The sequence below is a fragment of the Chryseobacterium fluminis genome, from assembly GCF_026314945.1.
GTDB lineage: Bacteria > Bacteroidota > Bacteroidia > Flavobacteriales > Weeksellaceae > Chryseobacterium > Chryseobacterium fluminis.
The window spans coordinates 3,481,114-3,494,898 of sequence record NZ_CP111121.1 but is presented as its reverse complement, the minus strand read 5'-3'; the positions used below and the strand labels follow the sequence as shown (position 1 = coordinate 3,494,898).

Here is a 13,785-nt window from a genome sequence, read left to right as displayed (position 1 = left end):
TGTATAGGGATACAGGAAAATTTCATATAAAAGGCCGTTTTCACGAGTTGTGAGACGGCCTCCCTATTGATAGTAACAGAGTCCCTCTTTCAACCTCATCAGAATTTCATCCGCTGAATTCTCACTGCATTCAGGATCGCCAGCAAAGCCACTCCCACATCGGCAAAGACCGCTTCCCACATGGTTGCCAGGCCGCCCGCCCCTAAAGCAAGAACCACTGCCTTCACGGCAAAAGCTAAAATGATATTCTGCCAGACAATTTTTTTAGTCTGTTTTCCGATGTTGATGGCCATCGGGATTTTACCCGGCCTGTCATCCTGGATGACCACATCTGCGGTTTCGATGGTAGCATCACTTCCAAGTCCGCCCATCGCTATTCCGACATCACTCAGAGCCACAACCGGTGCGTCATTCACCCCATCTCCAACGAATGCTACGGTTTGGTTTTTAGATTTGATTTCTTTGACCTTATTCACTTTATCTTCAGGAAGCAGGTCTCCATACGCCTTTTCGATTCCTAGAGTGTCCGCAACATGTTTTACGACTGAAGTTTTATCCCCACTCAGCATGATGGTGTTTACTTTCAGTGACTTTAATGTATTAACGGTTAATTGTGCATCCGCTTTAATTGAATCTGCAATGGTAAGATAGCCTACAAACTTCTGATCATATGCCACGGCAATTAAGGTATAGACCATATTTTCAGGCTTAAAGTTATAACGAATATCAAATTTGTCCATCAATTTAAAATTCCCTACCAGCAGTTCTTTTCCTTTGACCGTTGTTTTTAGACCATATCCTGCCAGTTCTTCGATATTTTCCAAAGGGACAGAATGGTCGACTTCCCCTACATATTCATGAATGGCGGTGGCGACGGGATGTGAACTTTTACTTTCTACGGCATTGACCAATTTTAAAATTTCATCTTTGTTAAACTCTTTCATGAAATTCACTTCCTGCACTTTGAAAACCCCTTCTGTCATGGTTCCGGTTTTATCCATCACGACATTTTGAACATTTGCCAAAATATCCAAGAAATTGCTTCCCTTGAATAAAATTCCGTTTCGGCTTCCCGCTCCGATTCCGCCAAAATACCCCAATGGAATGGAAATAACCAAAGCGCAGGGACACGAAATGACAAGAAATACCAACGCTCTGTACAACCAATCCCTGAACAGGTACCCATCAATGAAAAAATAAGGCAGAAAGGTGATGCCAATGGCAAGAAAAACAACAATCGGCGTATAAATTTTTGCAAATTTCCTGATAAAAAGTTCCGTCGGTGCTTTTTGAGCGGTCGCATTCTGAACCATTTCTAAAATTTTACTCAGCTTGCTGTCTTGATAAGCTTTGGTCACTTTTACCTGACTTACCGTGTTAAGATTGATCATTCCCGCCAGGACAGACTCTCCTTTTGTTTTGGTATCCGGTTTACTCTCACCCGTTAAAGCAGAGGTATTGAATGAGGCTGTCTCAGATAATAATTCCCCGTCCAAACCGAGTTTTTCTCCTGATTTTAACTGGATGATTTCCCCTATAATTACCTTTTCTGCCTTTACAGTCATAGGTTTTCCCTCTCTTAAAACGGTTACCTCATCAGGACGCTGGTCGAGCAATGATTTGATATTCGTTTTTGCCCTGGTCACGGCCATGGCCTGGAAAACTTCACCCACGGAATAGAAAAGCATTACGGCGACTCCTTCAGGATATTCTCCTATAGAAAATGCTCCTACTGTAGCGATTCCCATCAGGAAAAATTCTGAGAACACATCGCCGTTCCTGATGCTTTCATAAGCTTCCTTCAAAACAGGCCATCCTACCGGAATATAAGCGGTTAAATACCAGATCAACCGAACCCAGCCGGTAAACCAGTCAGGTTTTATATAGTAATCTAAAGCAATTCCTGTCAGCAGAAGCACCAATGAGATGATCGCGGGAAGAAACATCTTCAATGTTGACTGATCTCCCATATCGTGTGAATGGTCGTGGTCGTGGCCTTTATGATGGTGATCGTGCTCTTTTCCAGGTTTTGTACTGCAACATTCTTCCATAACTCAATAATTTAATCAAATGTAGGTTTAAACTCAATGCAATGCTATTGCAAACTTTCCAGGCAATTTTCACAGATGCCTTTCGCAAAGAGCCTGATTTCATCAATCCTGAAATTGGTCTGAACATTTTCGGGAAAGGAAATATCCTCTCTGCAGGTGGTCTGTTTACAGATTTTACAGTAAAAATGAAGATGCCGGTCCTGATGGGTATTTTCATCACATCCATCGTGGCAAAGTTTATATTTTGTAGTTGTAGTTTCCTGAATGCTGTGCACTATTCCTTTTTCTTCAAAAGTCTTCAGGGTTCGGTAAATGGTGATACGGTCCGCATTTTCAAAATTATTTTCAATTTCAGACAACGATAAAGCTGCGTTCTGAGTGCTCAGGAAATCATAAACCAGAATCCTCATGCTCGTCGGTTTTGTATTTTTGTCGATTAATTTATTTTCAATATCCTTTTTCATAATGATCATCTGTTAATGTTCGTGTTCTCCTGAATTCGTCAACTTTGCATTAATAAAAAATGCACCTTTTACTGCAATTTGTGCTCCTTCCGGAATAGCCTTTACCGGAGTAATTGCCGTATACCCCATTTCTGAAGTTCCTTTTACTACTTCCACTCTCTCAAAGTTAACGGTTTTTCCGCTGTGTTTTTCCTGAGATTTTTCATCTTTATGCCCCTCTGTTTTTTGTCCGGTCACAAGAAAAATATAATCTTTTCCGTCGGCACTGGTAATAGCTGTATTCGGAACGGCAGGCATTAATCTGTTGTTTAAGCTGACTACAGCTGTCGCATTCATTCCGTCAATTAATCCGTTTTTATTCCCTTTTACCTTACAGTGAACCGGGATGGTCTTGCTTTGATTTTCGAAAGCGGTTCCGATACTGTAGACTTCGGCATCATATTCTTCCACAGGGTTGTTCGTGAGGGTAAAATGAATTTTCTGTCCGACTTTTACCGAAGGTAAATCTTTCTCAAAAACCTGTAAATCGAGATGTAGGGAACTGTTATCCACAATTTCCGCAACAGGAGATGAAACATCGATATAGCTTCCGATCTGGAGCAAAATATTGCTGATGGTTCCGCTAATCGGTGCGGTAACCGGCAATCCTGACTTTAAATTTGAATTCGAAACACTGCCGGGGCTGATTCCCATCATCTGAATCTGTCTTTGAAGAGAAGCTCTTTTAGTTCTTAATATTTTTAATTCTGCTTCGGCGTTCTGTAGATTTTTTTTCGCTCCGGCATCATTATCAAAAAGTTCTTTTTGTCTTCTGTATTCCTGTTCTGCGAATGTAATTCTGCTTCCTGCCGTCAGATAGTCTTCCTGCAACTGAATAAAATCCGGATTAGCAATGGTCGTAATCACCTGACCTTTTTTCACATAATCTCCAACCTGTACATTCAGTGTTCTGATCACCCCGCCGTACAGAGAAGTAGCATTTGCTTTATTGTTATTGGGTACACTCAGCGCTCCATTGGCTTTGATCACGGCCGTCAATTCCTTCATTTCGATGGGTCCAAGCACTACCTCCACAGCATTCATCTGCTCTTCTGTCAGTGAAGCAACGGTCTTATTTTCATTTTCGGAATGTTTTTCAGTCTTCTCTTTTGTTTCTTCCGTCTTTTCGTTTTTATTACAATTGAGGAGAAAAACAGACAAAAGAATAAGTATGTTGATATTTAATTTTAACTTCATTTTATTGATTAATTAAAGAGTTGATGTTGATCACAGTTTGGTTCACCTGCTGAATGGATTGCAGATACTTAAGTTCAATATCCGTAGCAGTCTGCAGGGCAAAGAGGTATTCTACGTAAGAAATTTCACCTGTTTTATAGCCTAACTGAGCCGCTTTAACGATTCTTTCAGCATTAGGAACCGCCTGGTTGAGGTAATATTCATATTGCTGAAGATCCTGCTGATACTGACTCAACGAATTCTTTAGTTGAGCTTCCAATTGTTGCTGCTGAAATTTCACATTGCTTTCCTCCACCTGCTCCTGTAATTCCAAAGATTTAATTCTGGCTTTCGTTGCTCCAAATGTCAGGGGAATTGCCACTCCTACACTTACGGAACTGAACCGGTCACCTGCCCCGTAATATTTTTCCTGTCCGTTCAGCGAGTGGAAACCGATCAGCGACTGATTGGTATAGCCAATGGTGAAATCCGGCAGTCCCAGTGCTTTTTCCACATCTTTATTCTTTTCGAGGACTTCTCTATTTTGTTTAAGAATCTGAATCGAAGGATGATGGACAACGGTAGCGCTATTCGGAAGATATCCTGCGCTTAAAGGCTGATAATCCTGAGAAAAAGGTACTGCAATCTGTTCCTGTGTATTCAGTAAAACCTTTAAATTTTCATAAGCATTATTTAAATACACTTTATTTTGCTGAAACAGTAAATTGATTTCGCCTTTCTGGGTTTCTGCGGTGCTGATTTCAATTTTTTTGATATCTCCCGCTTTAAATCTTACGGTCGCAATCCTTATGAAATCGCCATAAAGACTATCCAGATACTGCAGTTTGGTTTGATTATGCTGCAGGTATTCAATCTGGTAAAAATAAGTCCGCACCTGTTTTATCAATTCATTTTCGGTGAGCTGTCTTTCCAGCTTTCTGCTTTTAACTTCTGCCCGGATCAGTTGTTTTCTTGCTTTGAATAAAGTCGGAAACGGAATGCTTTGAGAAACAGCAAACGACTGGTCGAATTTCGGACTGTTATATTGCCCGAGCTGTGCACTGAAATCTAATTTCGGGAGCTCTTTTGCTGTGGGCTGCAATGCTTCGGAAGACTGAACATTTAAATCTTTTGCCTTAATCGACGGATTATTTTTCTGCATCAGCGCTATCGCCTCATTCAAAGAAACCACTCTCGAATTTTGCGCATCAATATTCTGACCCAAGCATAGAAAACCTGTGATAACACCGACCGCTAAGGTTTTTTTAAGAAATTTATTTTTAAAATGAATGGTAGAATTAAAAATAACGTATAGCATGGGCAAAACAAACAGTGCAAGGAAGGTAGCAGACACTACCCCCCGATAACCACTGTTGCCAGAGGCTTCTGAACTTCGGCACCGGCACCTGTGCTCACCGCCATCGGTAGAAACCCGAATGAGGCTACCGTAGCCGTCATTAAAACCGGCCGCAGCCTGATTTTGGTGCCTTCCATTACTCTTTTGATTACATCCGAAACGCCCTCTTTTTCCAACTGATTAAAGGTTCCGATTAAAACAATTCCATTCAGAACCGCTACTCCGAATAACGCAATAAATCCGATACCCGCACTGATGCTGAAAGGCATATCCCTCAGCAGCAGGGCAAAAATGCCCCCGATGGCACTCATGGGAATAGCTGTAAATATCAATACCGCCTGTTTAAAGGAATGAAATGTAAAATACAACAACATAAAAATCAGTAAAAGTGATGCCGGAACTGCAATCATTAATCGCTGACCGGCTTCTTTTAAGTTTTCAAACTGCCCGCCATAGGTGAAATAATATCCGGGCGGAAGTTTTACTTCTTTTTCCAATTTTTGCTGAATATCTTTCACTACCGTTTCTACATCTCTGCCCTTTACATTAAAGCCGACAACAATCCTGCGTTTTCCGGCTTCACGGCTGATCTGGGCCGGACCCAGCCTGTATTCGATGCCGGCGATCTGAGATAAGGGAACCTGGGTACCCGTACTGGTGGGCACCATTACATTACTGACATCTTCAATACCGGTCCGGTACATGCTGTCCAGCCGTACTACCAAATCAAAGCGTCTTTCGTTTTCAAAAATCTGCCCGGCTGTCTTTCCGGCAAATGCAGTACTCAGTACGTCGTTAACATCTTCCACATTTAAGCCATAATTCGCCATTCCTGTCCTGTCGTAGGTTACCCTGATCTGCGGAAGCCCTCCTACTCTTTCAATCTGCGGCAAAGTGGCTCCTTCAACATTCTGAATCACTTTAGCGGCTTGTTCGGCATATACTGCGAGAGAATCCATATTTTCACCAAAAATTTTCACAGCAACATCCTGCCGGATTCCGGTCATCAATTCATTAAAACGCATCTGAATCGGCTGGTTGGCTTCGAAGAATACTCCGGGAATCAGTTCCAGTTTTTCTGTCATTTCTTCTGCCAGTTCCGTGTATGACTTTTTTGATTTCCATTCATTCTGCGGTTTCAGAACAATGATTAAATCAGAAGCTTCCGGAGGCATCGGGTCTGTAGGAACTTCGGCTGAACCTGTTTTTCCGACCACCATTTTTACCTCATCAAACTGCCTGATCATTCTGGAAGCCTGCATCGATGTTTCAATACTCTGGCTTAAAGAGCTTCCCTGCGGTAAAATGCAGTGAAAGGCAAAATCTCCTTCCTGCAGCTGAGGAATAAATTCGCCACCCATCCTGCTGAAAATAAAAGCTGATACGGAGAATAAAATAATTGTAGTCGCTACAATACTATATTTAATCTTCATCGCTTTCTGCAATAATGGTTGATATATTTTTTGCAGCCTGCTCATCATTTTATCGGAAAAGTTTTCTTTATGCGAAATATTTTTTGACAGAAAGAGCGCACACATCATCGGAATGTAAGTCAGGGAAAGAAGCAGGGCTCCGAGAATTGCAAATCCTACCGTTTTAGCCATGGGAGAAAACATTTTGCCTTCAATTCCGGCCAGGGTAAGGATCGGAATGTAAACAATTAAAATAATAATTTCTCCAAAGGCTGCACTTCCGCGAATTTTCGAGGCAGATAAAAAAACCTCTTCGTCCATCTCGCTCTGTGTGAGTTGCTGTACAGATTTTCTCAATCCTAGATGATGCAAAGTAGCCTCTACAATGATCACGGCTCCATCGACAATTAATCCGAAATCTATTGCTCCCAGACTCATTAAGTTGGCACTTACTCCAAATAGATTCATCATTCCCAACGCAAATAAAAGGGACAGAGGAATGGCAGATGCAACGATTAATCCCGCTCTGAAATTTCCGAGAAAAAGCACTAACACGAAGATTACGATGAGGGCTCCTTCCACCAGATTTTTCTCTACCGTTCCCATGGCGCGGCCTACGAGATCTGTTCTGTCCAAAAACGGTTCTATAACCATATCTTGCGGAAGCGATTTCTGAATCGTCGGGATTTTTTCTTTAATCCTTTTAACCACCTCATTGCTGTTAGCACCTTTCAGCATCATAACCACCCCTCCGACGGCATCGGTCTCCCCATTATACGTCATGGCACCGTATCTTATCGCATTTCCGAAACGGACATCGGCAACATCTTTTATAAAAACGGGAACTGTTCCGGAATTTTTCACCGCAATATTTTTCACATCATCTAATGAAGTGACCCAACCTATTCCGCGGATGAAGTAGGCATTCGGCTTTTTATCAATGTAGGCTCCCCCGGTATTCTGATTATTTTTTCCGAGGGCTGTAAAAATGTCCGAAATACTCACTCCCATGGCTTTTAACCGGTTGGGATCAACGGCGACTTCATACTGTTTTACTTCCCCACCAAAGCTGTTGACCTCAGCAACGCCCTCCGTTCCGTACAGTTGCCTAGCCACAATCCAATCCTGCATCGTCCGGAGGTCTTTTGCACTGTATTTTTTTTCGCTTCCTTTTTTAGGGTGTAAAATATACTGGTAAACTTCTCCCAATCCCGTACTTACGGGCGCCAGTTCAGGGGTTCCGATTCCTTTCGGGATGTTTTCTTCAGCTTTTTTTAACCTTTCATTGATTAGCTGACGTGCAAAATAGACATCCACTTTGTCCTTAAAAACAACGGTAATAACGGACAGTCCAAAACGGGAAATACTTCTGGTTTCCTCAATATCGGGAACATTGGCGATGCTCTGTTCGATCGGGAAAGTTACCAATTGTTCGACTTCCTGTCCGGCCAACGTAGGACAAACGGTAATAATCTGGACCTGATTGTTGGTGATATCCGGAACCGCATCAATAGGCAGCTTCGTAGCACTCCACAGTCCCCAGACCATGAGCAGCAAGGTCATTATTCCAATAACGATCTTGTTTTTGATACTGAATTTTATGATTTTATCTAACACAAACTGAGATTTAATTTGTGATTGTCTGCCTGGTGTTGTTTTTAATGCTGAGGCTCTATATTTCGCCCATTCGCTATTTTTAAAGACCATAAGGACTTTATTATACAAGAGGTAAGACAGACAATCTGTTAATTTTAATTGAAAATGCAGGCACTTCAGTAATGCAATTGAGGCTAGTGTTCTCTAAATCTCATAGGTTTTAAAAACCTATGAGGTTTGATACTGCTGAAATGCAAAAATATCATGAAGCTCTTTGCAAGGGTATTGCAAAGTTTCACGAAACGTTTAAAATAATTGATTAAATCTTAGGTGGTTGCCAGATATGGTCATATACCTGATAGGCAAAATTATTGTTCCGGAAAAAAATTTTCCTGGAAATAAGGGCTTTTATCTGTTCAGGAATTTCGAATAATGGTTCCATCTTAAAAGCGGTCACGGTAATCTGGCAGCAATTGCAGATACATAACGGGGAACAGATGTCTCCCTTATCTTTGGAGTGGGATTCTTCAATCCCTGAAGATAATTCTGTCTGGCCTGGACCTGATTTCTGATGCACATCTTCACAGGGCATTACGGATAAGGCCATGAAATAAAATGCTAAAATAAATCTGAACAGGTTCATCGTAACAAAGGTAAATATTTTTCAGCAACAGTAGTGCTGCAGAAAGTATATTTATCCGGCATGTATATTTTCTTTGTTTAAAAAGTTTCAATAGCAGTAAGACAAGGATAAGATTTTATTTACTCGCTTTGCTTATTGCTGTTTAGGTCCGATCTGAACTCATCCGAATATGATGGAAATCTCCGGAAATATTAAATTGCACAGAAAAATCTTCAGAAAAGCTCACCGAATGATGAGATAATTAATTTAGCGATTTATCATATCTCTATCATATTTCAATTTAGTGTAAATATTATTATGTTATTCACTCTTTAACGTACAAAATACCACGCAAACAACAATAAAATCCAAATATATTGTAAAACAATAAATTACAGGCTTTTTAATTTAAAAATAAAGGTCACAATTCTTAGATTTGCAGAAACGTAAATTTAGTCCGATACGTATGCAAAATAAATATTCAGTCTACACTTTTTTTTTCCTGGTAATTTTAGGAATTATATACTTTTTATCAATTGGTAAAGATCCTGCTTTAGGGGATAGCATTGGTTTTACGATACAAGGCTATAATGGATTTGCTTTTGAATCTAATGCTACCAATCACTTTTTGTTTTCCAATATTTTGGGGTTAGCCCATAAAGTACTCCCATTTATCAATGTTCATTTTTTATTTGTTGGAATATGCATTATTTCAGGTTTATTAGCTCTGTTTTATCTCAGAAAATTATTGCTTTTACTGGAAGTTTCTGAGAAATCATCGTTAATGTGTATTATGATCATGGGATTTTCATTTACATTCTGGAGACAAGCCGTTATTACAGAAGTGTATACGTTCTACTTGTTATTTGTAATCTTATTCCTGATTCAGTTATTCCGATTTCTTAAAGAAAAAGATATCAGACATTTTTATTATATGTCTGTGTTTCTAGGTATTCTTTTTTTAGTCCACATCCAAACCATTCTTTTCGGTCCGATTTATTTTTATTTTATATTTAAAAATTTCAGATTTCTTAAAAAACATTTTATATACGGAGGAGTTATAACCCTTGGATTATTTTCAATTCTGTTAATTCCTGTTGCGTTGGGACGTCATTCGTTATTATCTATATTTACCGATAATGCTTATGAAAACTCTCTTTTTGATTATGATCCTGCAACACTTTTGAATAGCATCATCAAGAATCTGGGGATCCTGGGATATAATTTTTTATTTTTCAGCTTATTTATTCTCTGGTCACTTAAAAACAGAAAATGGCTCGACTACATTCTTATCGGAGCTCTTCCTTTTTTATTTTTCTGTATAAAACATAATGTATCGGATGTTCATGTCTTTCAGCTTGTGCCTTATATCTTTATTATAATTCTCATAGGCCGGGGACTAGATAAATTTTCTAAAATCCCTGTTTTATTACCCGTTATTATTCCTGTTTTTTACTTTGCATCGTATAAAATCATTCAACCCACTTCTATCGGTCAGAATATCGAAAAAGAAAAAGGTTTTAAAGGAGGAACAAGATATATGTTTTTCCCTCCACTCCACGATAATCCAGATCTGGATTCTGTGTTGAAAAACTACGAAAAAGATTCACTCTATGAAAAATATGGTGTAAAAGAAATGTATCCTTCTATTATTCAATGGGAAGAAATTAAAAAGAAAAATAATTATTAAATCTAAATATGAAAAAAGTTTTATTTCTAGCAAGTAGTTTGATTATTAACAGTGCAGTATATTCTCAATTATATACGCCTAATTCAACGACTTCAACAACCACCAATGGTGCAACCGGCAATATTGGAATCGGGACTAATAATCCTGATGCCAAATTAACGGTTCAGGATAATGGAGTTTCGGGCTCTAACCAGTTTTTATTACGAACAAATCATGCCAGAAATCCTGAACGATATTTTATGAAAGCCAGTGTCTTCGGAACAGGAACAGAAGATATTGCTTTTTCCCTGAGACATGACGGGCAAATGTTTGTGGGAGGAAATGTACGGTTGGGTATGAATGACAATACAGCTTCTGATGCTGCATTACGCATCTTTAAAAATGAAAATACGCTTGTCGAAATTGCAAATTCTCTGGGCAGGCTTCAGATCTTTAAATCATCATGTGCTAACTGTGGCGCTATAGGAGCTGCTGCCGGGGATACTGTTTTAAGGAATTTGGGACAATCTCCCAATATTATCTTTTATATCCCTAACAACAGTAATGACGGTTTAAGCTACACCGGATTTGGTAACGATGCCCATGGGGTCTGGGCAAAATTTTTTAATAATAAAACTGCCAAATTCGATGGTAAAGTTTACGCCAAGGAAGTGGAAGTAAAAGCCAATGTATGGGCAGATTATGTTTTTAAGAAAGATTACAAGCTTAATTCTCTGGAAGAAGTGGAAAAACACATTGAAGAAAAAGGACATTTACCTAATATTCCTTCTGCAGAAGAAATTATAACGAAAGGCATCAATGTCGCTGAAATGGATGCTAAACTTCTTGAAAAAATTGAGGAGCTGACTTTGTATTCGATTGATCAGAATAAAAAATTACAACTCCAGTCTGAGAAAATCGAAAAGCTGGAGAAACAATTGGAACAACTTCTTTCTACTAAAAAATAACACCCATGAAAACAAAATTACTTTCGATCATCTCTGTATTTTTAAGCTTTCTGGGCTTCGCACAAACGGAGGTGTATTTTAAATATGATGAGGCCGGAAATCAAAGGTACCGGGGGACTAATGCTACCGGTAAAAAAGCGGCGGAAGAAATTAAAGAAATCCCTCAACTTGAGGAAGCCAGAACGGTTGCTGCCGTAAAGGATCCCGTGATGGATGAAAAATCTTTCTGGAAGCAGATCAGGCTGTATCCCGTTCCGGTAAATGATGTATTAACCATCGACTGGACAGAAGAAGCAGATGATATTATTGAATCTGTCGCTTTGTACCAGCACAGCACGGTGCACTGTGTAAATCGTCAGCAAAAAGTGGACATTAGACATTAAAAATTTAAGGAGTGTTTTCATAAAAAGAGTAATTTTAATTATGGCAACACCGAAAAAGAAACCGACCGAGAAATTCGTAAAAGATATTCGGCAGAACACCCGCAGAATATTCACTGCAGAGCAAAAGATTTTAATCGTGATGGAAGGTCTTCGAGCGGAGACTTCCGTAGCCGAACTTTGCAGGAACCATAATATTGCACAGTCGCAGTTTTATGCCTGGAACAAGGAGTTTATGGAAGCAGGAAAGAAGCGCTTAAATGGAGATGTCGCTCGCGAGGCTACGAGTGATGAAGTATCAGATCTGAAGAAGGAAAATGCACGTTTGAAAGAGATCGTAGCTGATCTGGTCGTTCGCTATGACATTGTAAAAAAAAGTTTAGACAGGCTGGATTAATCGATAAATACAGGAAATATATGAGATTATCGGCAGCTGAGAAATACGAGATCATTCAAACGGTAACCACAAGTGAACTCGGCGTGAAACGAACCTTGGAAAGTTTTGGAATTGCTAGAAGCAGCTTTTACAAATGGTATCAAAGCTACTTGGAAAACGGCTATGATGGCTTGGAAACTACGAAAAGAACAAACCATAGGCAATGGAACAGCATTCCTGAAAGACAGAAAGATCTGGTAGTAGAGATCGCTTTGGAACACACCGAATTATCTGCAAGGGAACTGGCCTACAAAATTACCGATGAGCAAAGTGTTTTTATTTCAGAATCTAGTGTTTACCGGATTTTGAAGCAAAGAGACTTAATCCCGGCACCGAATCATTTTCTTCTTTCGGCAGCAAATGAGTTCAAAGACAAAACGGAATTTGTGCATCAAATGTGGCAGACAGATTTTACTTATTTCAAGATCATAGGCTGGGGATGGTACTATCTGAGCACGATCTTGGACGATTACAGCCGCTACATCATTCACTGGGAGCTATGCGACTCAATGAAAGCCGAAGATGTGAAACGAACGGTGGACACAGCCATTAAAAAAGCAAAATTAAAGACCAAAGCCAAACCGAAACTGCTCTCGGACAACGGTTCCTGCTACGTCTCCAATGAGTTGAAAAGCTATCTGAAAGACGATTTAAGGATGAAACAGGTTCACGGAAAACCAATGCATCCGCAGACCCAGGGCAAGATTGAACGTTATCACAGAACGATGAAAAATGTAGTGAAACTAAATCATTTTTATCATCCCGAGGAACTCATCCAGGCACTGGAGAAGTTTGTAGAAAACTACAATAACAAGCGCTATCACGAGTCGATAAATAACCTCACTCCAGCAGATGTGTACTTCGGAAGATCAGAACAGATTTTGGAAAAAAGAAAGCAAACAAAAGCGGAATCCATCCGAAAAAGAAGACAAATATATAACCAACAAAAATTAGTAAGTTTATAAATCGAAAATCCTCCTTAAGGATTTAAACTAAAATGTCTAAGTTGGTTTGAAGACGTACAATGAAGCAATAGAAATCGCCTATGAAATACTTAAAGCAAGAGGTGTAATTTTTTCAATCTCTGAAGAACAGATGATAATTCAGATGATAAAGAATAAAAAACATAAAGAATTAAATATTACTAACATTAATAAATGGGATATTAATGCTGTTGATAAAGATTTATCAAATATTTTTTATTCTCAAAAAGCTGTTTGGTATTTTAGTGTTTTTGGAGGGGTACATATAGGTTCGGTTTTATTAGCTCTTAATTTATTTAGTATCTCGAAAAAAATGAGAGCGCTGTCGGTTATGTTGTTTGGTTTTTCCTACTCTGCAATGTCATACTATATTTATGAGTTAGCACAAATTTATTTTGCAGAATATAGTATTTTGATTTTTATTATTTTGACAGCTGGTGGAGCTTCTATACTTCAATTCTTTTTTTGGGATAAATATTTAGCTAATATTCAATATAGGAAAAAAGATATTCTGATGCCTATCATTTTATGTATTATTTTTAATACTTTAATATTTCTAGGAATAACAATGCTAAAAAAATAAATAAAAAGATAATTCATACCACTCTCTTTACTTAAAGATTAATTAAACT

The 13,785-nt window shown here is 39.0% G+C and carries 9 protein-coding genes and 1 pseudogene; 5 read left to right on the top strand and 5 right to left on the bottom strand.

Annotated features, from left to right (window positions below):
* Window positions 1-98: 98 nt before the first annotated feature.
* The 5 genes and pseudogenes from ODZ84_RS15955 to ODZ84_RS15935 all read right to left on the bottom strand — a co-directional run bounded on the left by ODZ84_RS15955 (window position 99) and on the right by ODZ84_RS15935 (window position 8,738).
* On the bottom strand, window positions 99-2,051 hold the full coding sequence (locus ODZ84_RS15955; RefSeq protein ID WP_266173416.1) for a heavy metal translocating P-type ATPase: 1,953 nt from the start codon (window positions 2,049-2,051) through the stop codon (window positions 99-101).
* A gap of 44 nt (window positions 2,052-2,095) precedes the next feature.
* Window positions 2,096-2,515 (bottom strand): Fur family transcriptional regulator, encoded by a 420-nt coding sequence (locus ODZ84_RS15950; protein ID WP_266173415.1) that lies wholly within the window; start codon window positions 2,513-2,515, stop codon window positions 2,096-2,098.
* Window positions 2,516-2,527: 12 nt separating this feature from the next.
* On the bottom strand, window positions 2,528-3,751 hold the full coding sequence (locus ODZ84_RS15945) for an efflux RND transporter periplasmic adaptor subunit (protein WP_266173414.1): 1,224 nt from the start codon (window positions 3,749-3,751) through the stop codon (window positions 2,528-2,530).
* 1 nt (window position 3,752) lies between these two features.
* A pseudogene (locus ODZ84_RS15940) lies at window positions 3,753-8,116 on the bottom strand (CusA/CzcA family heavy metal efflux RND transporter).
* Between the two features lie 298 nt (window positions 8,117-8,414).
* Complete coding sequence (locus tag ODZ84_RS15935) at window positions 8,415-8,738, bottom strand: DUF6660 family protein (protein ID WP_266173413.1); 324 nt, start codon at window positions 8,736-8,738, stop codon at window positions 8,415-8,417.
* A 445-nt stretch (window positions 8,739-9,183) separates the two neighbouring features.
* Between ODZ84_RS15935 and ODZ84_RS15930 the strand changes: the two genes are divergently transcribed.
* The 5 genes from ODZ84_RS15930 to ODZ84_RS15910 all read left to right on the top strand — a co-directional run bounded on the left by ODZ84_RS15930 (window position 9,184) and on the right by ODZ84_RS15910 (window position 13,736).
* The gene (locus ODZ84_RS15930) at window positions 9,184-10,407 is read left to right on the top strand and encodes a glycosyltransferase family 39 protein (RefSeq protein WP_266173412.1); all 1,224 of its coding nucleotides are present in this window, start codon (window positions 9,184-9,186) and stop codon (window positions 10,405-10,407) included.
* 8 nt (window positions 10,408-10,415) lie between these two features.
* Complete coding sequence (locus ODZ84_RS15925; protein ID WP_266173411.1) at window positions 10,416-11,354, top strand: cell wall anchor protein; 939 nt, start codon at window positions 10,416-10,418, stop codon at window positions 11,352-11,354.
* A gap of 5 nt (window positions 11,355-11,359) precedes the next feature.
* Complete coding sequence (locus ODZ84_RS15920; protein ID WP_266173410.1) at window positions 11,360-11,737, top strand: hypothetical protein; 378 nt, start codon at window positions 11,360-11,362, stop codon at window positions 11,735-11,737.
* 40 nt (window positions 11,738-11,777) lie between these two features.
* A protein-coding gene (locus ODZ84_RS15915; protein WP_408612347.1) for an IS3 family transposase occupies window positions 11,778-13,135 on the top strand; the annotation gives its coding sequence in 2 pieces (ribosomal slippage) (window positions 11,778-12,113 and window positions 12,116-13,135; 1,356 coding nt in all).
* Window positions 13,136-13,181: 46 nt separating this feature from the next.
* The gene (locus tag ODZ84_RS15910; protein ID WP_266173409.1) at window positions 13,182-13,736 is read left to right on the top strand and encodes a hypothetical protein; all 555 of its coding nucleotides are present in this window, start codon (window positions 13,182-13,184) and stop codon (window positions 13,734-13,736) included.
* The last annotated feature ends 49 nt before the right edge of the window (window positions 13,737-13,785 follow it).